Raw genomic sequence first — 22,423 nt, forward strand, 5'->3', positions numbered from 1 at the left:
CCTACGCCGCCAGCCAGGCGTCATGCCAGTCGCTGGACGGCCAGCGCGCGTTGTTGTGGCCGTTCTGCAGCTTGCGGCTGGCGACGGAATAGAACTGCCTTTCCGTCGCCATCCAGATCGGCAGTTCTTCGTTGACGGCCTGCACCCAATCCGCGTACAGGGCGCGGCGCCGGGCCGGGTCGATCTCGGAGGCCGCATCGTCGATCAGCTTGTCCACCTTCTCGGACGTCCAGCCGTACTGGTTGGTCCAGGGCGCGCCTGCCGGGCTGCCCGACCGATACCAGACGGTCGTCGACACGGCGGGATCGCCGCGGTACTGGTGCCATCCGGTCGCGATATCGAAGCTGTGATCCTTGTAGACCGATGCCAGCGCGCCGGCGATGTCGTACTGCACGATCTCGACCTTGATGCCGACCGCCTCGAGCGACTGCTGAATGAAGGTCGCCAGGAGCGGCACGTCTTCGCCGTTCTGGATGGGCACCAGCTTCAGCGCAAAGCGCACGCCGCCGGCGCCGCGCTTGTAGCCGGCCTCATCCAGCAGCGCCTCCGAACGCTTGACGTCGAAGGGGTACGGCGGCTTGCTGCCGGCCGGGAAGAACGCCTGCGACGAAGAAGGAATGGGACCGGTGGCGGGCTTGCCCAGTCCGTACAGGAAGTTCTCGATGAAGAAGTCGATGTCGATGGCGTGCACGATGGCGCGGCGCACGCGCACGTCGGCCAGTTCCTTGCGGCGGAAATTGAACTCCAGCGTGTTGTTGAACACGTTCGCTTCCAGGCCCTTGCTGCGCACCTCGAATTGCGGGTTCTGCTTCAGCCGGTCCAGATCGGCCAGCGTAAGCTGGGAATACGCGCTGAGCTGGAGCTGTCCGGTCTCCAGCGCCGCCGTTGCCGCCGACTTGTCGGTGATGATGCGCCAGACGACTCGGTCCAGGTAGGGCTCGCCCTTGCGCCAGTAGTTCGGGTTGCGCTCCGCAATGATGAACTGCCCGCGCTCATACTGCACGAACTTGAACGGCCCCGTGCCCACCGGCGCCGTGTTGGCCGGGTTCTCGAGCACATTGGTGCCTTCGTAAAGGTGACGCGGCACCACGTATCCCAGGTCGGCCAGGGCGCGCAGCAGCAGGTCCAGAGGCATCGGCCGGCTGTAGCGGAACACCGCCGTGTGCGCGTCGGGCGTGTCGACGGCCTCCAGGTAGAGTTGCAGGGCCGTCCCGAAGTTCAGGTGCTTTTTCCAGAGTTCCAGCGCGTTGTATTGCACGTCCGCCGAAGTGAAGGGCTTGCCATCATGCCAGGCGACGCCTTCGCGCAGCTTGAACGTGATGGTCTTGCCGTCGGGATCCGCGGTCCAGGATGTGGCGAGTTGCCCCACGGGCTTGCCGCCGGCGTCCAGGTCCACCAGCGATTCGATGATCTTGCTGGTGACGATGTACACGCCCGTCGAGGCGCGCAGGGCCGGATTCAGGATCCGCTGTTCCGAGCCCAGATGCACGTTGAGCACGCCGCCATGGCGCGGCGCAACGGTCTGCGCGAAAAGCGACGTGGGAAAAGCCATCGAGGCGGCGAGCGCCCCGGAAGACAACAGGAATTCGCGGCGGCTGGTGCGCATCTTCGACTCGGATTCTGCAGGGTTGGAAGCAGCGGATGTTAGGCCTGCGCAGATGCGTTGAGAAATGCAGATTTCTCATTTGCTCATGCGTCCCCCTGCCCCTGCTCGCGGCCGGCAAGCGTTGCGCGGCGCCCGTACTGACATTTCGTAACGCGCTGGGCACGCCACTTGCTCGGACCGTCGGATCGTATCTGCCGGAGTTTTCATGCCAGCCTCGCATTACATCGACGCCACCCCGCTTACGGTGCTGACGGTGAATACCCACAAGGGCTTCACAAGCTTCAATCGCCGCTTCATGCTGCACGACCTGCGCGAAGCCTTGCGTACGGCGGCTCCCGACGTGGTCTTCCTGCAAGAGGTTCTGGGCGAGCACCAGTCCCATGCGGGACGGCATGAGTCCTGGCCTGCCCAATCGCAGTATGAGTTCCTGGCCGACACGCTGTGGACCGACTTTGCCTATGGCCGCAACGCCGTCTATCCCGAGGGCCACCATGGCAACGCCATCCTGTCCCGGTACCCGATCGAAAGCCACGAGAACCACGACGTGAGCGTCGACGGCCACGAGCGCCGCGGCATCCTGCACTGCGTGCTGCGCCCGCCGTCCCTGCCCGTCCCGGTGCATGCGGTGTGCGTCCACCTGGGGCTGTTGGAGCGCCATCGGGGCCAGCAGCTGCGCCGCCTGTGCGAACTGGTGACTCACGGCGTGCCTGCCAACGAGCCGCTGCTCATCGCGGGGGATTTCAACGACTGGCGCATGCGCGCGGACACCCTGATGCGTGACTGCGGAACCCAGGAGGTGTTCACGTCGCGGCTGGGGCGCCCCGCGCGCACCTTTCCCGCTCGATGGCCGCTGCTGCGGCTGGACCGCATCTATGTGCGCAGCGTGCGGGACTGGCAGCCCGTGCCGCTGGCGTCCCGCGTATGGTCGCGTCTGTCCGACCATGTGCCGATCTGCGCGGAGATTGCACTATGAACGTGGGCTGGCGAGAACATAACCGCTACACCTTGCTTGAGAACGGCACGGAATACTTTCCCGCCGTGGTCAAGGCCATCGACGCCGCCAGCAGCGAGGTCCTGGTGGAGACCTTCATCCTGTTTGACGACGTGGTCGGTCAGGACATCCAGCAAGCGCTGATCCGGGCGGCGCGCCGCGGCGTCAGCGTCGACCTGATGGTCGACGGCTACGGCTCCGACGAGCTCAGCGATGCCTTTATCGGCGCCATGACAGAAAGCGGCGTGCGCTTTCACGTGTTCGATCCGCGCCCGCGCTTTCTGGGCGTGCGCACGAACGTGTTCCGGCGCATGCATCGCAAGATCGTCGCCGTGGACCGCGAGCGCGCGTTCATTGGCGGCATCAATTTTTCGGCGGACCACCTCCCCGATTACGGCCCCGAGGCGAAGCAGGACTATGCCGTGCTGGTCGAAGGACCACTGGCGGCGGACCTCGCGGACTATGCGCGATCGGCGCTGGGCGGCGGCAAGCGGCGGCTGCGGCGGCGTCCCGCCAGGCTGGATCCCCTGCCGGCGGGAGATGGCGGCGGGCGCCTGGTGGTGCGGGACAACGTCAACCATCAAAGCGACATCGAACGCTACTACCGGGCAGGCGTGCGGTCGGCGCGTTCGGACGTGCTGATTGCGAACGCCTACTTCTTCCCGGGCTACCACCTGCTGCGCGACCTGGCCAACGCCGCCCGGCGCGGCGTGCGCGTGCGCTTGCTGTTGCAGGGAGAGCCCGACGTGCTGGTCGCCCGGCTGGCGGCCTCGATGCTGTACGACTATCTCATCGACGCCGGCGTGCAGATCCACGAATACTGCAAGCAGCCGCTGCACGGCAAGGTGGCGTGCGTGGACGACGACTGGTCGACGATCGGCTCGAGCAACCTCGATCCCTTGAGCCTGGCCCTGAACCTTGAAGCCAACGTGGTGGTGCGGGATGCGTCGCTGAACGCCGCGCTGCGCAAAAGCCTGGACCGGCTGATCGAAGAAGACTGCCGTCCGGTGGCCATGGCGAAGAACTCCAGCCGTCGTCTGCGGCGCCTGTGGCTGGGCGTCGTGGTGTTTCACTTCCTGCGCCGCTTTCCCGCCTGGGCGGGCAGTCTGCCCGCGCACAAGCCGCGCCTGCAATCGGTGACGCCGGAGACCGGCCGGGAGACCGCATGAACTTCCTGCATACCTCGCCGATGCGGGCGTTGCGCCGCCGCTGGCCCCGGATCAAGCGCGTGCTGCCCGTCCTGATCCTGATCGTCGTCGCCGGCCTGTTGTATTACTTCGGGCGTACCGTGGACTGGCCCAAGGTGTGGGTCGCCATGCGCGAGATTCCAGGCCGGAATATTGCGATCGCGGGTGGGCTGGTCGTGGTGGGTTACCTGGCGTACGGCAGCCTGGACCTGTTGGGCAAGAAGTACACGCGGCACAATCTGCCCGCACCCAAGGCCCTGGGTGTCGCGATGCTGAGCTACGCGCTGAACCTGAACCTGGGCGTGCTGGTGGGCGGGCTTGGCGCGCGGTTGCGCCTGTACACGCGGCTGGGCTGTCGCAAGTCTGTCGCAACCCGCGTGGCGCTGTTCGCCGCGGCGTCGAACTGGATCGGCTATGCCTGGCTTGCGGGCGTGCTGTTCGCCTTGGGCGTCGTGCCGGTGCCGGCTGGCTGGGAGATCGGATCGGGCATGCTGAGGCTGCTGGGCCTGGGATTGCTGGCGCTGGGTGTCGCCTATGTGACGACCTGCGCCCGGGCCAAGCGCCGCAGCGCCACCTGGATGGGGCATCACATCACCCTGCCGAGTGCGCGCATGGCGGTGGCGCAGTGCTGCGTCGCCGCGTTGTCGTGGTCGATCATGGGCGCCATTGCCTACGTGCTGTTGCAGGGCAAGGCCAGCTACCCGGCGGTGCTGGGCATTCTGTTGTGCACGAGCTTTGCGTCGGTCATCACCCGCGTCCCGGGCGGCCTGGGCACGACCGAGGCCATTTTCGTGGCCGCGCTGGGGTCGCAGATCCCCCCGACCGAAGTGCTCGGCGCGGCGCTGGCCTATCGCGCGGTCTATGCGTTGGCGCCATTGTGCCTGGCGCTGGCGGCCTATCCCCTGATCGAGTTGCGGCTTGGAATGCGGCGCGGCAAGGCGTCGGACGCTCCCCCAGGCCAGGCACGTCGCTTGCTATGAGGCCCCTATGACCCGTCCCCAACACAAGACATCCGACACTGTCGCCGCCTATCCCCGTCGCACCGGCGCATCCGAGCACGAAATCGCCTCGCAGGAAGCGCTGGCCCTGCGGCTGGCTGCCCTGCTGGGCCGACGCTTCGTCCCGGACTTCCGGCCGACCCGCAATCGCGGCGAGCCGCCGCCCTATTACGTTCCCGATCGCAGCATCACCAGCCTGGCCCGCGCCGAAAAGCTGGGCATCACCCGCGCGGCCGATCTGTTCGGCGGCGTGACGCCGCATGCTTTCGTCGCCACCAAGTCCGTCACCCACGGGGTCGTCGACGCCCAGGCCAAGGCGCCCCAGGGCTGGGTCCGGACATTGGCCGACGACCTGCGGGAGGTCGTGCTGCGTGGGTTTACCGCCTTCACGCTGGACGACGCCCATCGCGCCGGCGAGCGGCTGCTCAAGGACGGCGCGCTGCGCATCAAGCCAGCCGACGCCACGGCGGGGCGCGGCCAGATCGTTGCGCGCACACTGCAGGAGCTGCGCGCCGGCCTGGCGGAACAGGACGCCGGGGCCGTGCGGCGCCTGGGCCTGGTGCTGGAAGAAGACCTGGCCGAGATCGAGACCTACAGCGTGGGCTGGGTGCGGGTGGGCAAGCACGAAGCCTCCTATGTGGGCACTCAATGCCTGACCCCGGACAACAATGGCGTGCCGGTATATGGAGGGTCCGAACTCAGCTTTGCCCGCGGGGGCTTCGACCAGTTGCGCTCGCTGGATCTTTCCGACGACGAACGGCAGGCGGTGGACCTGGCGTGCCGCTACGACGCCGCCGTGTCCACGGCCTATCCCGACTTCTTCGCGTCGCGCCGCAACTACGACGTGGCGATCGGCCGCAACGCGCAGGGGGAGCCCCGCGCCGGCGTGCTGGAACAATCGTGGCGGGCGGGCGGCGCCAGCATCGCGGAACTGTCGGCGTTGCAGGCCTTCATGCTGTCGCCGTCGTTGAAGGAGGTGGCGGCTTTCACGCGCGAGCGCTACGGCAAGGACGAGCCGGCGCCCACCTCGCAACGCTATGTGTACCGCGGCGAAGACTCCACCGTGGGCATGATCACCAAATCGGGGGGAATCCTGGAGGAAGACGATGGCCGCATTTAGCGACCCCATTGAAATCGACGTAGCGGACCAGCAACTGGCCGGCACGTTCCTGACGCCGGAGAGCAAGGTCCCCGGCGTGCTTTTCATACACGGCTGGGGCGGCGACCAGCGCTTCGACCTGGCCCGCGCCAAGGGCATCGCCGCCCTGGGCTGCGTGTGCCTGACGTTTGACCTTCGCGGCCATGCCGCCACCCAGGCCCAGCAGATGCAGGTGTCGCGCGACGACAATCTGCGGGACGTGATGGCGGCTTACGACCGGCTGGCGGCCCACCCTTCGCTGGACAGCGGTTCCGTCGCGGTGGTGGGCAGCAGTTACGGCGGTTATCTGGCGGCGATTCTGACCGGCCTGCGGCGGGTGCGATGGCTGGGCCTGCACGTGCCCGCCCTGTACCGCGACGACGAATGGATGCTGCCCAAGAACCAGCTCAACCGCGAGACCTTGCGCGCCTATCGCAACAGCCACATCGAACCGGAAAGCAACCGCGCCCTGACGGCCTGCGCCGGCTTCTGCGGCGACGTGCTCATCGTCGAGGCCGAGCACGATGTCTACATCCCGCACTCGACGATCATGAACTACCGGTCGGCCTTCCGGCGCTCGCATTCGCTGACGCACCGGATCCTGGACGGAGCGGACCACGCGCTGACCGACAAAGCTTCGCAGCAGGCCTACACGTCCATCCTGGTGAACTGGGTGACGGAGATGGTCATGGGCGCGCGCGTCGGACGCCCGCGGCCAGCGCCCTGAACCCACGACATCCCATCAAGGTTTGGGACTGAGCAGATCCGACAGCGCGTTGCCCAGTTCCTTGACCGCGCCGGTGACGCCCTCGGCGGCGCCTTCCGCGCCCACGCCAATGGCATGCCCGAAGCCCTGCGCCACCTGGGCCGAGAAGCCTCGCGTGACGGAAAACTTCGGGTTGTCCAGCCGTCCCGCCAGCGCGAAATCGAACCGCACGGTGCCGCTTTTATCCTTCAGCGCCGCAAGGACCGCCTTGCGCGGCAGCGAAAAGAGGCTGCCGTCGCCGCCGAACTTGAGGTTATGCAGCGCCACGGCGCCCGAGGCCTTCAGTTCGCGCTTGACGATGACGGTCTTCATGTCCAGGTCCATCGAGCCGCCCGTCAGCGAGCCCGCGCCGTTTTCCGCAAGATACGGCGCGGCGTAGCGAACATCCATGTTGCGCGCGACGACCGTCATGTCGGCGTCCGTGCCGCCCACGACCACCTTGCCGTTCGCGCGCACCGTCGACTCGCCGTTGCGGTTGTCTTCGATCTTGCCGGTGAATTCCATGTCGCTGGGCGATCCGTCGCCGGGGATCGTGACCGGATGAAGACGCGCCGCCACCGCCGTGAACGGGATGCGGTGCGGCGGCTTGGACACCGCACCGTCCAGGTAGTCCAGCCGGCCATCGCGCAGGATCAGATCGGCGACGCGGATGGGGCCGGCGCGGCGCGCCTTGCTGTCGGCGCCCTCGCCTGCGCGCAACGCGGCCTGCAAGGCGGGGGAAATCTGCAGGCCGCCATCGGGGCTGCGCACCACCGCGAAGTCAAAGCCCTCGATCGTGATCCGCTTGAATACGGCCTCGTGCCGCAGGAAGGTCCACCATTCCGGTTCGAGCTCGACGCGGCGCGCTCGCGCGCCCGATTGCCCGGACGCGCCGGCGACGGACACATCCGTCAACACCACCTGCCTGATGCCAACCTGCACGTTGCCTACCTGGCCGCGCGGACCCAGCATGCTGGCGATGCGCTGTTCGGCCACGCGTGTGGCCGCCAGCGCCAACACGGCGAGCAGCGCTCCGATGAGAAGCAGGATGGCGACGACCGTGCCCCAGCGTGACCGGCCACGGGTAGCGGCGGCTTTCGAACTCATTGTGGTTTCCGTGGTTGTGCAAGACGGCGGCCAGGTCCGCGCCTTTTGCCGTTCACCATAGCGAGGCTCGGCGTCCGGCGCAACCCAAGCATCGTCCAGGATGAGCATTCATTCATCAATGGTCGAAAAGGATGAGGCGGGATGGGTCGATCATTTCCAGCGCGGCCCGTCAGGGGGATACGGCGTCCTGGCACGGGTGTCACGGATTTCGTTCCCGCCGCCACGACAGGCGCCAATAGCGTTCTGGCGGAGCATCGGGCTGAGTAGCGCGGACCCGCTCATCCAGCGTCGCCAGGCTGGAGCGTGCCTGGATCGCCCGTTGGCGGCTCAAGCCAGCGTCGGTCTCCGGCGGAATGCTCACAGGCGTGGCCAGGATCCGCCGGCGCAGCAATGCCGCCAGCCGCGTCTGGACGATCCCGGGCTCGTCCTCGCACATCTCTTCATAGGCCACCCAGTCCACCCGCTGAAACAGCGCGCGTATCGTGAGGCACGCGTCCGACACCCGGGTGCCGCCCGATATGCACAGGCCCAGCGGCATCAGGATGACGCGCGGACGCAGGGCGGAAAGCGCGGCGGCAAGCGCGCCGGTCAGGCGCCCTTCCTCGCCGCTCTGCAGGTACTGACCGTCCAGCAGATCCATCTGCGCGGCGCCGGCTCTCAGCAAGGCAAGCGCCCGCTCGCTGCCGGACTGGCGGGCGCGCACCGCGTCCCGCCCGTTATTGAAACCGGCGAGTCTGTCGCTCTCCGACAGGTCGCCGGCCCCAAGCGGCATGCCCGAAAAGACCGTCAATACGGTGCAGTCCGGGCGCGCCGCAAGCACACCCGCACAACTGACGACAGCGTCGTTGAAGTAAGGAGATACCGCGATCAATCTTCCTTCGCGTAGCATGCCGCGTCCGCTTGCGCGGCCTACCAATACGGAGGCTGGTTGTAGTACTGGTGGATGCCCCGCGCCCAAGTCTCATCCGCCATGCCCGGCCAGTTGTCCTTGTCAAAGCCCTCGGCGTTTTCGAGCACCTCCTTGTCCACGTTCAACACGAAACACTTGCGGTCGGTATCCAGCGTCAATGCACTCCACGGAATGGCGTACAACTTGTCGCCAATGCCCAGGATGCCGCCGCGCGACAGCACGGCGTATGCGATCCGGCCGTGAGGCACGTCCAGCATGATCTCCTGGATGCTTCCAAGCTCTTCACCAGCGGGGTTGTACACATCATTGCCTTCCAGCGTGCTGGCCGCCATGACCTGCGGGCCGGGCCCGCTGGGGTCTGCCTTCGGCCCGCCAACGATGTTGGTCTGGCCTTGCGCCTGCCCGGCGCCCGTCAATGGTTGGTTCATAGTGAGTCTCCATGGTTGTCATGTCGCGCGCGGCGATCCCGTCGCCCCGCTGCTAGTGACTCCGCAAGCCATGTGCCACAGGTCGCCGCAAGGGCCCGAAGCCGCCGCATGCGCCTGCGCGCGGCATTTTTTACATTCAGCTGCCAGAAAGCACGCGGGGCCGGTCCCGCAACTGCGGCCCGGCCCCGGTTGGCATGAACGGCTACAGCCGCGTCAACGCCGCCTTCCGTGGTCCGACATGATGCAGATGCCGGCAAGCAGTCCGATCAGCACGGCGCCCGCCACGCTTTTCCAGGCGTTCTCGTGCACGTATTCGTCGGTAGCCTGCGATACCTCGCGGGCGCGGCCCCACGCTGCACGTTCCCAGCCTACGGCCTGATCGCGGGCGGCGTTGAGTTGGCCCTTGAGCTTGTCCCGGGCCGCTTCGATTTCGGATCCGCCGTAGCTGGCGGTGCTTCGAAGCAGGTCTTCAGTGCCCGAAATCAGATCACGCAGAGTGCGTGACGACGAATCGGACGAATGAAACATATCGCGCAGCCTATCTCGCTTGTTCATGTGTTCTCCTTTAGAAAAACGTTGCGCCGTGCCCCGCGGCTTGGCGCCCGTGGGGACGGGTCCGCAAGGCGCGTGCCGGACTCCCGTTGTCCAGGCGGTCGATGCCCGGTGTTTGCTGAGGGTCCACGCCCGGCATGGGGTTGGGAATGCTGTCGGGCGGCCAGCGCTTTTGGTCCTTGCCCTTATGGGGCGGGTCCGGCTGGGGCTGTTCGGCCGGCGACTGATCCGGCACAGGCTTCCCACCCTGACCGGGTTGGGGCGAACTCGTCGTTCCTGCGTTTGCCATGATGTGCTCCTGACATAGAAAGACCCTGGGGCTCGCGGCTCAGCCAGCCCACCATTGCTTGAGCGTTGCGCGCAGCGCGGCGCCGCCGGCTGCTGCGTCTTCCTTGCGCATCGCTTTGAAGTATGCGCCGATCTGTTTGGCGGGAATATGGGGCGGCAGCGGCGGCACTTCCGGGTCGGTCACCATCTCCAGCACCACCGGCCGCCCGGCGGACAACGCGCGATCCCACGCGGGGCCGACGTCCTCCGGCCTGTCCACGCGGATGCCCTCCAGCCCCAGCAGCCGGCCATAGTCGGCGTACGAAAATTTAGGCAGCCACTGCGAATCCGCAAAGCGGGGGTCTCCACCCATCACGCGTTGTTCCCAGGTCACCAGGTTCAGATCGCCATTGTTCAGCACCATGACCACGAGCGTGGGATCGCTCCAATCTTTCCAGCGGTGCGCGATGGTGATGAGCTCGTTGATGCCCAGCATCTGCATGGCGCCGTCGCCCACCAGCGCGATCACCGGACGGTCCGGATACGCCAGCTTGGCCGCCACCGCGTAGGGCACGGCGCAGCCCATCGTGGCCAGCCCGCCCGACACCGAGCCCATCATGCCCTGCTGGATGTCGATGTCCCGCGCGTACCAGTTCGCGGCGGAACCGGAGTCGCAGGCAAGGATTGCGCGGGCCGGCAAGCGTTTGGAAAGCTCCAGGAAGGGGCGCTGCGGATTGACCGGGTTCGCATCCACCATGGCGCGTGCATGCACCGTGTCGCGCCAACCGACCACCTGCTTTTCAATGCGTTCGCGCCAGCGGCGCGCCTTCTTGTGTTCCAGCAACGGGATCAGCGCCTGCAGCGTCAATCGGCTATCGCCCACCAGCCCAAGTTCAACCGAGTAGCGCAGGCTGAGCTTGCGCCCGTCGCGGTCGATCTGCACCGCCCGCGCCTGCCCTTCCGCCGGCAGGAATTCCGCATACGGAAAAGACGTGCCCACCATCAGCAGCGTGTCGCACGCGTTCATCATGTCCCAGCTTGGCTGCGTGCCAAGCAGCCCGATCGTGCCGGTCACGTAAGGCAGGCTGTCCGGCAGCACGGCCTTGCCCAGCAGCGCTTTGGCGACGCCGGCGCCCAGCAGTTCGGCCACCTGGGCAAGTTCGTCGCCTGCTTCCAGCGCGCCGGCGCCCGCCAGGATGGCGACGCGCTCGCCGCGGTTGAGGATGTCGGCGGCGTTGCGCAGCGCGTCCGCGCCCGGCACGCCGGCATGCGACGTCACCCCGATTCCGGTGTGGACGGTTCCATGCTCGCGCGGCGGCGTCTCCACCGCGGGCAAGTCCTGCACGTCGTTGGGAAAGATGACGCAGGTGACGCTGCGACGCTCCATGGCGATCCGCATCGCGCGATCCACCATGTGGCGCGCCTGCTCCGCCGTGGTGGCCATCTGCACGTAGTCGTGCGCCACGTCCTTGAACAGGCTGATCAGATCGACCTCTTGCTGGTAATCGCCGCCGAGCGCGCTGCGCGCCTGCTGTCCGACCAGCGCCACCACCGGCTGGTGGTCCAGTTTCGCGTCGTACAGACCATTCAGCAGGTGGATGGCGCCGGGGCCGGACGTTGCAAGGCACACGCCAACCTGTCCGGTAAATTTGGCATGCGCGCACGCCATGAACGCCGCGCTTTCCTCGTGCCGGGCCTGTATGAACGTAAGGGGTTCGGTCGTTCTTCCGAAAGCGCCGACCAGTCCGTTGATGCCGTCGCCGGGATAACCGAACACGGTTCTGACGCCCCATTGCGATAGCCGCTTCAGTACGAAGTCCGACACTGTTTCCATATATATCTCCATGCGGTCGCCGTTGAAAGCGACTGGGGCCAGCAACCGCCGTTCCTGCCCTCGCCGGAAAATTGGACGCACGAGAGCGGATAAAAATTACAAACCGCCGCGACGGACACGCGTGGCAAGGCGCCGCATCGGCCATTTGGTTGACGGCGTGCCGTCATATTTCTGCTGCAACGCAAAATTTTTACGCTGCGCCAAGGTTTGGGCACACGGCTTGCGTATGGGGAGGCCTCGGCGCAGTCGCGATCGAAACGCACTATCGCGACTGACCTATCACCTGGAGCAAGCATGGGAAAGACGAGAACCCTGATCGTGGCGGGAGAAGCCTTCCCCCTGGCCAAAACGGGCGGGCTGGGGGATGCCATTACAGGCATGGCGCGCGCGTTGGCCGAGGCGCGAATGCCGCTGAATGTGTTGTTGCCTGCGTATCGGGGCGTGAGGGCCAAGCTCGGTCACGTTCGCACCGTCGCAACCCTGTCTGACTTGCCGGGTGGTCCCGCCACGTTGCTGGAGGGCAAATGCCCGCAGTCCGGCCTGGACTTCCTGGTGCTGGAGAACGACGCGCTGTACGACCGCGCCGGCATCTATTCCGATGAGGAAGGCCGGGAGCATCCCGACAGCGGTGTGCGCTATGCCGCATTGGCGCATGCTGCGGTTCGCATTGCGGCGGGTCTGCCCGGCCTGGCCCGCCCCAACCTGGTGCATGCACACGACTGGCACGCTGGACTGGTGCCGCTACTGTTGCGAGCCGCCGGGCTGGCGACGGTAAAAAGCGTCATGACGATCCATAACCTTGCGTTCCAGGGTTTGTTCCCCATGGCATGCGCGGATCAATTCGGCGTGCCGGAATGGGCCCGCAACGACGACGGCGCCCAGGCGTGGGGGCAGCTCAACTTCCTGAAGGCCGGCATCCGCTACGCCGACCGCGTCACGACGGTGAGCCACACCTACGCCCGCGAAATCATGACCCCGGCGTTCGGGTGCGGCTTGGATGAATTGCTCAGAAGCCGCGCCGGCGACCTGCTGCCGATTCCGAACGGCATCGACGATGTCCTGTGGAACCCCGCGCACGATCCGTACCTGCGCAGCCACCGCTACTCGGTCCGGGACTTGACCAACAAGATCCATTGCAAGCTGGCCCTGCAGCGTGAATTCGGATTGCGCCCGGACCCGAACGCCACCGTGCTCGGCATGGGCAACCGCCTGACCGAGCAGAAGATGGCGGACGTGGCTGTCCAGTCGCTCCCGCTGGCCCTTGAACGGCATCCGGGCCTGCAAATCGCGATCCTGGGCCAAGGCGACCACCGCCTGGAACAGGCCTTGCGCGACATGACAAGCCGCTATCCCGACCGCTGCGGCATCCACATCGGCTATGACGAAGGAATTGCCCATCGCCTGCATGCCGGCTCCGACGTGCTGCTGCATGCCAGCCGTTTCGAACCCTTCGGGCTGACTCCGCTTTACGCCATGCGCTACGGCACCCTGCCGATCGGCTCGCGGGTGGGCGGGATGGCCGACACGATCCAGGACCCGGGCTCCCACGCGCCGCTGTCCGCGATGGCTTCCGCGAACGGCCTGCTGTTTGAGGGCGACTCGCCACAGGCCATGACCGCCGCGATCGATCGCGCGATCGACTTGCGGGCGCACGGCATCCTCTGGCGATTGATGCAGCGCAACGCGATGAACTCCGATTACGGATGGCGCTCCGCAGTCAGCCTGTACGCCAGCCTGTATCGGTCGCTCGTGGAACCCGAATACCGCGACGCCGCGCCCGCCCCGGCCGTGCAGCCGGCCCTGCAACCGGCCAACGCCCCAGCGATCGGCAGGCGCCAGCGCAACGGCGGCGGCGCGCTGCCGGCGGCTATCTAAGGAGAACGTCCGGTGTCCAACCCCGCCGCCCCAGATCACACATTCAGTCCCCTGCGCCTATACCACGCCCGCGCCGGCCTGGAGGGCGGCGGCGCCGCCATCGAAGAACTTGCGAAGCGCCTGGCGCAGCGCGGATTCAACGCCGTGCTGGTGCCCGCGCCGTGGCTGAGGGGCCCAGAACCAGGTTCGCAAGCGCCGTTGGACGCGGATACCGCAATCCTTGACGGCATGCAGGTGCCCATCAGCCACTGGATCACGCAAACGGCTGAGCAACTGTCCGCGCACGGACTGCGCCTGCTGATCGACGTGGTGCTTGACCGCAGCGCGCGCAACGCGGTGGAGACGACCGCGGCGGCAGGCTGGTACCGCTCGCTGCACGAAGATCCGGCGCGCGATCCGCGTTTGTCCGCGGAGGAGCGCGGCGTGCTGCACCTGCCCGACGGCCCGCCGCCGCCCGGCTTTCTGCGCGCCTGGACCGAGCGCCTGCGGGAATGGGTGCGCTGCGGTGTGAAAGGCCTGGTCTTCCAGGCGCCGCACCGCCTGCCGGCGCCGGCCTGGCGTGAACTGGGCGCCGCGCTGCGCGCGCAAAGCCCGGATGTGCAGCTTTTGGCGTGGACGCCCGGCCTGCCCGCGCAGAGCCTGGCAGGCCTGCGCGACGCCGGCTTCGACGCCACGTTCTCTTCCCTGCCCTGGTGGGATTTCAAGTCAACGTGGCTGGCCGACGAAGACGCCCGTCTGCGAGCCATCGGCGCAGTGATCGCCGCGCCGCCGCAGTCTGGCGCCGCCAGGCCGGCCCAGGACGGCAAACGCGCTTTATGGTCCGCCGCCTTCACGGGCGACGGCCTGATGCTCAACGACGAGGATGAACGCCGGCTGCGCGACGTCGACGTGGTCAATCGTTGGTTTGCCGCGTCCCGGCTACATGGTCCGCTGTGCCTGTTGGGCGGGCGTGACGACGGCTGCACGGCGCTATTGCGCGACGCTCGCCAAGGCGCTACGGCGGCCCTGGCGATCAACCCGTCGGATACCCGCGACGCCGTGCTGGATTGGGATGCCCTGGCATCCCTGCTGCCGCCCGCCGACGTGGCGCCGTTCACGCCGCCTGACGGCTTGCAGGCGCGGGCCGATGCGCTGGCGCCTGGCGACTGCGCCATGCTGATGCTGGAGCCCACGCATCCGGTGCGCGATGCCGTGCGGCACCACCGCACGCGGGCGGACGACCTGGCGAACCAGCGCATCGTGTTGGAGAACATCGGTCCCGCCGTCGACGGCGGCGCCTATCCGGTCAAGACGATTCCGCACGCGCGGCTTGTCGTGCAGGCGGACATTTTCATGGACGGCCATGATCAGCTTGCCGCGGAACTGCGCTGGCGCGCCAAGGACGAGACGCGGTGGCACACGGCGCCCATGACGCGCGGCTTGAACGACCGCTGGGAGGCTGCCTTCCGGCCCCGCCGCGTCGGCGCGCACGAATTCGTCGTGGCGGCGTGGTTCGACGCGTGGCACACTTTCCGCCATGACATCGAAGTGAAGCACCAGGCCGGCCGCGACCTGAGCCTGGAAGTGCACGAAGGCCTTGCGCTGCTGCGCGACGCCCTTGCCCGCGCGCAGGCCGGCCCGGCCGACAGCGCCGACATCGAAGCCGTGCGGAACGCTCTGTCGGCCTTCGCCAACGCCGATCTCGCCGCCCCTGTTCCCCCCACGCTGGAGCAAGTGGCCACCTTGCTGGAAACCGCGCTGGCCGAGGCGATGCACAGGCTGGACGACCATCCCTTCGAGGCCGTGAGCGCGGTCGCCTATCCCGTCTGGGTGGACCGCAGCCAGGCCTGCCATTCAAGCTGGTACGAACTGTTCCCCCGCTCGCAGGCCGTCGAACCCGGCCGGCACGGCACCTTTGATGATGTCATCGCTCGGCTGCCGGACGTGCGCGAGATGGGCTTTGATGTGCTGTACCTGCCGCCCATCCATCCGATCGGGCAGCGCAACCGCAAAGGCCGCAACAACAGCCTGCGCGCCGAGCCGGGCGACGTGGGCAGCCCGTATGCGATCGGCGCGGCGAGCGGCGGGCATGACGCCATCGAGCCGCAACTGGGTTCCCTGGACGATTTCCTCAGGCTGGTCGACGCGGCCGCCGCGCACGGCATGGAGCTCGCGCTGGATTTCGCGATCCAGTGCTCGCCCGACCATCCCTGGCTGGCGCAACATCCGGACTGGTTCTCGTGGCGGCCCGACGGGTCGCTGCGCTATGCCGAGAACCCGCCCAAGAAATACGAAGACATCGTGAACGTCGCCTTCTACGGGGGGCCTAGTCGCCGTGGCCGCAAGCTGGGCTTGTGGCGCGCCCTGCGCGACATCGTGTTGTTCTGGGTCAGCAAGGGCGTGCGCATCTTCCGGGTGGACAATCCGCACACCAAGCCCTTGCCCTTCTGGCAATGGATGATCGGCGAAGTGCACGCGCAGCATCCGGACGTCATCTTTTTGTCCGAGGCCTTTACGCGCCCCAAGATGATGTATCGGCTGGCCAAGATCGGCTTCACGCAGTCGTACACCTACTTCACGTGGCGCAACGAAAAGGCGGAGCTGGAAGCCTACCTGGAAGAAGTCTCGTCGCCGCCGGCGGCCGACTTCTTCCGGCCGCATTTCTTCGTCAACACCCCCGACATCAATCCTTTCTTCCTGCAGACATCGGGGCGGCCGGGCTTTCTGATTCGCGCTGCATTGGCTGCGCTGGGCTCCGGGCTGTGGGGCGTATACAGCGGCTTCGAACTGTGCGAAGGCGCGCCCCTGCCGGGCAAGGAAGAGTACCTGGATTCCGAGAAGTACGAACTGCGCCAGCGCGACTGGCACGCGCCCGGCAACATCCGCGCCGAGATCACCCGCCTGAACCAGATCCGGCGCGCCAACCCCGCCCTGCAGACCCATCGGGGCCTGACGCTCGCCGCCAGCGGCAACGACCGCGTGCTGGCCTTCTACAAGTCCACGCCCGGGCATGGCAACGTGGTGCTCACCGCGATCAGCCTTGACCCCTTTCAGCCTCAGACCATCCGGCTGGAGGCGCCGTTCTGGTTGTTCGGCCAGGCCGACGCGGGGCAACTGGCGGCCGAAGACCTTCTGACGGAAAGCCGCGAAACGTGGCATGACAAGTATCGCGTGCTGACGCTGTCGCCCGATCAACCCTATCGCGTATGGCGGCTTTCGCTGCATGGATGACGCCCGCGCCCAAGGCCATGATGAGTAAAACCCAACCTACGCAGGATGATCCGCTCTGGTACAAGGATGCCGTCATTTACCAGTTGCACGTAAAGTCCTTCTTCGACTCGAACGGCGATGGCGTCGGCGACTTGCCGGGGTTGATTTCCAAGCTGGACTACATCGCCAGCCTGGGCGTCAACACCATCTGGCTGCTGCCCTTCTACCCGTCGCCAAGACGCGACGACGGCTATGACATCGCGGACTACCGCGGCGTGCATCCCGACTACGGCACCATCGCAGACGTACGCAAGCTGATCCGCGCCGCGCACGCCCGCGGGTTGCGCATCATCACCGAGCTGGTGGTCAACCATACGTCCGACCAGCACCCCTGGTTCCTGCGTGCCCGCGCCGCCAAACCCGGATCCGCCGCGCGCAATTTCTACGTCTGGTCGGACAACGACAAGGCCTATGCCGGCACACGCATCATCTTCTGCGACACGGAAAAGTCGAACTGGACCTGGGACCCGGTGGCCAATGCCTATTTCTGGCACCGCTTCTATTCGCACCAGCCCGACCTGAACTACGACAATCCCCAGGTGCTGAAGGAAGTGCTGTCCGTGATGCGCTACTGGCTGGACATGGGCGTGGACGGGCTGCGGCTGGATGCCGTGCCTTACCTGGTGGAACGCGAGGGCACCAACAACGAGAACCTGCCCGAGACGCACCAGGTGTTGAAGCAGATTCGCGCCGTGATCGAATCGGAATATCCGGGCCGCCTGCTGCTGGCCGAGGCCAACCAGTGGCCCGAGGACGCGCAGGAATACTTCGGCGCGGGCGACGAATGCCACATGTCCTTCCATTTTCCGCTGATGCCGCGCATGTACATGGCCATCGCGCAGGAGGACCGTTTCCCCATCACCGACATCATCCGCCAGACGCCCGACATCCCGCCCACCTGCCAGTGGGCCATTTTCCTGCGCAATCACGACGAACTGACGCTGGAAATGGTGACCAGCCGCGAACGCGACTACCTGTGGAACGTCTATGCGGCCGAGCCGCGCGCCCGCATCAACCTGGGCATCCGCCGTCGCCTGGCGCCGCTGCTTGAGCGCGACCGCCGACGGGTCGAATTGATGAACAGCCTGCTGCTGTCGATGCCGGGCACCCCGGTGCTGTACTACGGCGACGAGCTGGGCATGGGCGACAACGTACATCTGGGCGACCGCGACGGCGTGCGTACGCCCATGCAGTGGTCGCCCGACCGCAACGGCGGCTTTTCGCGCGCCGACCCGGAGCGGCTGCCGCTGCCCGTCCTGATGGGACCGCTGTACGGCTACGAGGCGGTCAACGTCGAGGCTCAGCAGCGCGACCCCCATTCTCTGATGAACTGGACGCGCCGCCTGCTGGCCCAGCGCGGGCAGAGCCACGCCTTCGGCCGCGGCGCGCTGCGCTTCATCTTTGCCGGCAACCGCAAGATCCTGGCTTACCTGCGCCAATGGGAAGACACCACGATCCTGTGCGTCGCAAATCTCTCCAACGCCGCTCAGCCCGTGGAACTGCACATGCAGGAATTCGCCGGCCGCGTTCCGGTCGAAATGCTGGGCGGGACGCCATTTCCAGCCATCGGCGAACTGCCCTATCTGCTGACGCTGCCGCCGTATGCCTTCTACTGGATGGACCTGAGCCAGGATGCCGCTCCGCCCGGGTGGCACGCCACTGCGCCTGAACAGATGCCTGAACTGATCACCTTGGTGTTGAAGAACCGCGGGGGGGCCGCGTTGACCGATGCGTCGCGCGCCACCCTGGAGCGGGAAATCCTGCCGCAGTACCTGGCGCGCCAACGGTGGTATCCGGGTTCGCAGCCGCCGCAGCGTGCGAGGCTGGCGTATGCCACACCCTTCTCGTCCGCGGATGGTGAATTTTATTGGGCCGAGATCGAGCCCCAAGATGGCGTCGCCGGCATGCGGGCGCAGGCGCCCTTCGTGCTGGTCTGGGACGAAACCGCGACCATCCAGTATGCGATCGCGCGGGTGCGGCGCGGCGCGGAAGTCGGCGTTCTGGCGGACGCGTTCCTTCAGGCGGGCTTCGTGCGCAGCACGCTGAAGGCGATGCAGGCCGGCGCGGAGCTGGACGGGCGCACGGCCGGCAAGCCGGGCGACAAACCCGGCGTCATCCGCTTCCTGCCCGAGGCCGGGCTGAAGGAATTGGACCTGGACGGCGATATCGCGATGCAGTGGCTCACGGGCGAACAGTCCAACAGTTCCGTGATCGTCGGCAACGAGGTCATCCTCAAGCTGATACGCAGCGTGCAACCCGGCGTATCGCCCGAGGCGGAGATGACGCGCTACCTGACACGCGCGGGCTACGGAAACATCCCGCCCCTGCTTGGCGAAGTGCAGCGCGTGGACGCCGATGGCGTCGTGCATACCCTGGCCGTCGCGCATGGCTATGTGCCAAACGAAGGCGACGCCTGGAGCTGGACGCTGGATTACCTGAAGCGCACCTTGGCCAATGCGCTGCTGGTGGGCAGCACACCCGAGGAATTCGAAGAAAGCCTGCAAGGCTATGCGGTCATGGCCGCCACCATCGGCGAACGCCTGGGTCAGATGCACGCAGTACTGGCGGCGCCCACCGAGGACTCCGACTTCCAGTCCCGACCCGCCAGCGACGCGGACGCCAAGGCCCGCGCCGAGCAGATCGGCGCCCTGCTGGACCGCGCAGAGGCGAACCTGCGCGCCAATCTGGACAAGCTGGAAGAGCCCTCGCACGCATGCGCAGAATGGCTCTTCGAGCATCACGGGCGTCTGGTCGAACGGGTCGCGGCGATGGCGCAGGCCGAGGCGGGATCGCCCTGGCTCCGTATCCACGGCGACTTCCACCTGGGGCAGGTGCTGGTCGCGCAGACCGACGCCTACCTCATCGACTTCGAAGGCGAGCCCATCAGGAGCCTCGAAGCGCGGCGGTCGCTGGCCTCTCCCTACAAGGACGTGGCGGGCATGCTGCGGTCGTTCGACTATGCCGCTGCCTCCATCGCGCGCACCGATCTGATCGGCGGCGCCCATCTGGATGCGAACGCGGGCGCGGACGAGTCGCCGACCGCGTCCGTCGCGCCCGCCGAGCAGCGTGACGCGTTGCTGGCGCGCTTCCGCCAGCAGGCGTCGGCCGCCTTCCTGCAGGGCTACCGCAGCGCCCGCCAGGGTGAACCCGCCGCGGCCAACAGCCAGGAATCCACCCTGCTTGCGCTGGCCCAACTGGAAAAGGCGGCCTATGAAGTCAGCTACGAGGCCGCACACCGGCCCGACTGGATTTCGATTCCGCTATGCGCCCTGACTGAACTGGCACGCAGCGTCCTGCTGTCGGCCGCCATCGACGCCGAAGGAAAAACGCCATGAGCGGAGCCATCGCCAGTCCCGCAACCGCCGCCGCGCAAGGGGGGCACATCGACCCCCAGGCGTTGACGGCCCTGGCCCACGGGCTGCACGACAACCCCTTCGCGGTGCTGGGGCCGCACGACGGCTGGGTCCGCGTCTTCGTTCCCGGGGCCGATGCCGTGGAAGTGCTGGACCAGCAAGGCGACCGCACGCCGCTGCACGAACAGGCGCAGGGCCTGTACGTCGGCCAGGTTCCCTACGCCCAGCCCGGCGATGGCGCCTCGTACCGCCTGGCGATCCGCTGGCCCGCCGCCGAACAGGTCACCGCCGACCCCTACGCGTTCGGGGCCCTGCTCGACGAGCACACCTTGCAGCATCTGGCGCAGGGGTCGTGGCGCGAGGCCGGCGAAGCGCTGGGCGCCCACCTGACGGAGGTGGACGGCGTAGCCGGGCTGCGATGCGCCGTCTGGGCGCCCAACGCCCGACGCGTCGCCGTAGCGGGCGACTTCAATGGCTGGGACGCGCGCCGCCACGGCATGCGTCTGCGCCATGCGGCGGGCGTGTGGGAAATCTTCATACCGGGCATCCGCCCTGGCGACCGCTACAAGTTCGCGATCACGGACGGGTCCGGCCGCCAGTTCATGAAGGCCGATCCCATGGCGCGCCGCAGCGAAGCGGCCCCGGCGACGGCGTCGGTCGTGGACGATCCCGCGCCGTATGCGTGGACCGACGACGCCTGGATGACGGAGCGCGGGCCGCGCCAGTCCCCCGCCGCGCCGCTGTCGATCTACGAGGTCCATGCCGGATCCTGGGCGGCGCCCGAGTCGCAAGCCTGCCTTTGGGACCAACTGGCCGACAAGCTGCCGGCCTATGCGCTTTCCATGGGATTCACCCATCTGGAACTCATGCCCATCATGGAGCATCCGTTTGGGGGCTCCTGGGGATACCAGCCGCTGGGCATGTTCGCGCCGACCGCCCGTTACGGCCCGCCCGCCGCCTTCGCGCGCTTCATCGACCGCTGCCACGCCGCGGGCATCGGCGTGATCCTGGACTGGGTGCCCGCGCACTTTCCCGACGACCCGCACGGCCTTGCCGCGTTCGACGGCACATCGCTGTATGAGTATGAGGATCCTCGCGAAGGCTATCACCCGGACTGGCACACCATGGTCTACAACCTGGGCCGCAACGAGGTGAAGGCGTTCATGATCGCCAGCGCGATCCACTGGCTGCGCAGGTTCCACATCGACGGCCTGCGCGTGGACGCAGTGGCCTCGATGCTGTATCGCGACTACAGCCGCGCGCCTGGAGAATGGATTCCCAACCGTTATGGCGGTCGCGAAAACCTGGAGGCCGTGCAGTTCCTTCAGGATCTGAACAACACCGTGCGCGCCGAAGTGCCGGACGCCATCATGGTGGCCGAGGAGTCCACCGCGTGGCCTGGCGTCACGGCGCCGGTGTCCGAGGGCGGGCTGGGGTTTCACTACAAATGGAACATGGGGTGGATGCACGACACGCTGCGCTACCTGGAGCAGGACCCCATCCACCGCCGCTACCACCATCACGACATCACCTTCGGCATGGTGTACGCCTATAGCGAACGCTTCATCCTGCCGCTTTCGCACGACGAGGTCGTGCACGGCAAGGGCTCGCTGCTGGGCAAGATGCCGGGCGATTCGCAAGCCAGGCTGGCGAATTTGCGCGCGTATTTCGGGTTCATGTGGGCGCACCCGGGCAAGAAGCTGCTGTTCATGGGCGGCGAACTGGCCCAACCCACGGAATGGAACCACGACGCCACCCTGAACTGGGGCCTGCTGGATCAGCCGGGCCATCTGGGCATGCAGCGTCTGGTCGCGGACCTGAACCGGCTGTATCGCCAGACGCCGGCCCTGCACGCGCGGGACGCGGATCCGTCCGGCTTCGCCTGGACGATCCTGGACGACCAGGACAACAGCGTCGTCGCGTTCATCCGGACCGACGGCGAACGGCATCTGCTGGCCGTATCGAACTTCACGCCCGTCGCGCGCCACGGCTACCGCATCGGCGTCCCCAGAGGCGGGCGCTGGGCGGAACTGCTGAACACCGACGCGTCCCATTACGGTGGCTCCGGCCAGGGGAACCAGGGCGGAGCCAACACCGGCGACATGGCTGCCCATGGGCAGCCCCAGGCCCTGTCGCTGACCTTGCCGCCGCTATCGACCCTATTCCTGATCCACGAAGGCTGA

General features: G+C 67.0%; 15 protein-coding genes. 9 read left to right on the top strand and 6 right to left on the bottom strand.

Going from position 1 to position 22,423, the window contains the following annotated elements; translation table 11 throughout:
* Position 1: 1 nt before the first annotated feature.
* A complete protein-coding gene (locus RT614_RS08300; protein WP_313621635.1) occupies positions 2-1,606 on the bottom strand; it encodes an ABC transporter substrate-binding protein in 1,605 nt (534 codons plus the stop codon).
* A 205-nt stretch (positions 1,607-1,811) separates the two neighbouring features.
* Between RT614_RS08300 and RT614_RS08305 the strand changes: the two genes are divergently transcribed.
* The 5 genes from RT614_RS08305 to RT614_RS08325 are packed head-to-tail and all read left to right on the top strand — an operon-like array spanning position 1,812 to position 6,647.
* Complete coding sequence (locus RT614_RS08305; RefSeq protein WP_313621636.1) at positions 1,812-2,579, top strand: endonuclease/exonuclease/phosphatase family protein; 768 nt, start codon at positions 1,812-1,814, stop codon at positions 2,577-2,579.
* A complete protein-coding gene (gene clsB / locus RT614_RS08310; protein ID WP_313621637.1) occupies positions 2,576-3,766 on the top strand; it encodes a cardiolipin synthase ClsB in 1,191 nt (396 codons plus the stop codon). Before RT614_RS08305 ends, clsB begins: the two co-directional genes overlap by 4 nt.
* Positions 3,763-4,764: a lysylphosphatidylglycerol synthase domain-containing protein gene (locus RT614_RS08315; RefSeq protein ID WP_313621638.1), complete on the top strand. Its 1,002-nt coding sequence runs from the start codon at positions 3,763-3,765 to the stop codon at positions 4,762-4,764. The genes clsB and RT614_RS08315 overlap by 4 nt, the downstream gene beginning before the upstream one ends.
* Positions 4,765-4,771: 7 nt before the next feature.
* Positions 4,772-5,902, top strand: coding sequence for a DUF3182 family protein (locus tag RT614_RS08320; RefSeq protein WP_313621639.1), 1,131 nt, complete (start codon positions 4,772-4,774; stop codon positions 5,900-5,902).
* Complete coding sequence (locus RT614_RS08325) at positions 5,889-6,647, top strand: alpha/beta fold hydrolase (protein WP_313621640.1); 759 nt, start codon at positions 5,889-5,891, stop codon at positions 6,645-6,647. The genes RT614_RS08320 and RT614_RS08325 overlap by 14 nt, the downstream gene beginning before the upstream one ends.
* A 15-nt stretch (positions 6,648-6,662) precedes the next feature.
* Here the strand turns inward: RT614_RS08325 and RT614_RS08330 are convergent, their stop codons facing one another.
* The 5 genes from RT614_RS08330 to RT614_RS08350 all read right to left on the bottom strand — a co-directional run bounded on the left by RT614_RS08330 (position 6,663) and on the right by RT614_RS08350 (position 11,763).
* Positions 6,663-7,772 carry a DUF748 domain-containing protein gene (locus RT614_RS08330; RefSeq protein ID WP_313621641.1) on the bottom strand — a complete coding sequence of 370 codons (1,110 nt, stop codon included), beginning with the start codon at positions 7,770-7,772 and terminating at the stop codon, positions 6,663-6,665.
* 199 nt (positions 7,773-7,971) lie between these two features.
* Positions 7,972-8,661: a PIG-L family deacetylase gene (locus RT614_RS08335; protein WP_313621642.1), complete on the bottom strand. Its 690-nt coding sequence runs from the start codon at positions 8,659-8,661 to the stop codon at positions 7,972-7,974.
* 20 nt (positions 8,662-8,681) lie between these two features.
* Positions 8,682-9,110 (bottom strand): PRC-barrel domain-containing protein, encoded by a 429-nt coding sequence (locus RT614_RS08340; RefSeq protein WP_313621643.1) that lies wholly within the window; start codon positions 9,108-9,110, stop codon positions 8,682-8,684.
* A 213-nt stretch (positions 9,111-9,323) separates the two neighbouring features.
* Positions 9,324-9,665: a YqjD family protein gene (locus RT614_RS08345; protein ID WP_313621644.1), complete on the bottom strand. Its 342-nt coding sequence runs from the start codon at positions 9,663-9,665 to the stop codon at positions 9,324-9,326.
* Positions 9,666-9,990: 325 nt separating this feature from the next.
* Complete coding sequence (locus tag RT614_RS08350; protein WP_313621645.1) at positions 9,991-11,763, bottom strand: thiamine pyrophosphate-requiring protein; 1,773 nt, start codon at positions 11,761-11,763, stop codon at positions 9,991-9,993.
* A gap of 294 nt (positions 11,764-12,057) precedes the next feature.
* On the opposite strand from RT614_RS08350, the gene glgA reads away from it, so the two are divergent.
* The 4 genes from glgA to glgB are packed head-to-tail and all read left to right on the top strand — an operon-like array spanning position 12,058 to position 22,423.
* Positions 12,058-13,638: a glycogen synthase GlgA gene (gene glgA / locus RT614_RS08355; RefSeq protein ID WP_313621646.1), complete on the top strand. Its 1,581-nt coding sequence runs from the start codon at positions 12,058-12,060 to the stop codon at positions 13,636-13,638.
* A gap of 12 nt (positions 13,639-13,650) precedes the next feature.
* Positions 13,651-16,848 carry an alpha-1,4-glucan--maltose-1-phosphate maltosyltransferase gene (locus tag RT614_RS08360; RefSeq protein ID WP_313621647.1) on the top strand — a complete coding sequence of 1,066 codons (3,198 nt, stop codon included), beginning with the start codon at positions 13,651-13,653 and terminating at the stop codon, positions 16,846-16,848.
* Positions 16,849-16,868: 20 nt separating this feature from the next.
* Positions 16,869-20,222, top strand: a complete 3,354-nt coding sequence (treS, locus tag RT614_RS08365) for a maltose alpha-D-glucosyltransferase (RefSeq protein ID WP_409558444.1) — start codon at positions 16,869-16,871, stop codon at positions 20,220-20,222.
* Positions 20,219-22,423 carry a 1,4-alpha-glucan branching protein GlgB gene (gene glgB / locus RT614_RS08370; RefSeq protein WP_313621649.1) on the top strand — a complete coding sequence of 735 codons (2,205 nt, stop codon included), beginning with the start codon at positions 20,219-20,221 and terminating at the stop codon, positions 22,421-22,423. The genes treS and glgB overlap by 4 nt, the downstream gene beginning before the upstream one ends.

The organism is Achromobacter sp. (assembly GCF_032102605.1).
Taxonomy (GTDB): Bacteria; Pseudomonadota; Gammaproteobacteria; order Burkholderiales; family Burkholderiaceae_B; genus Achromobacter.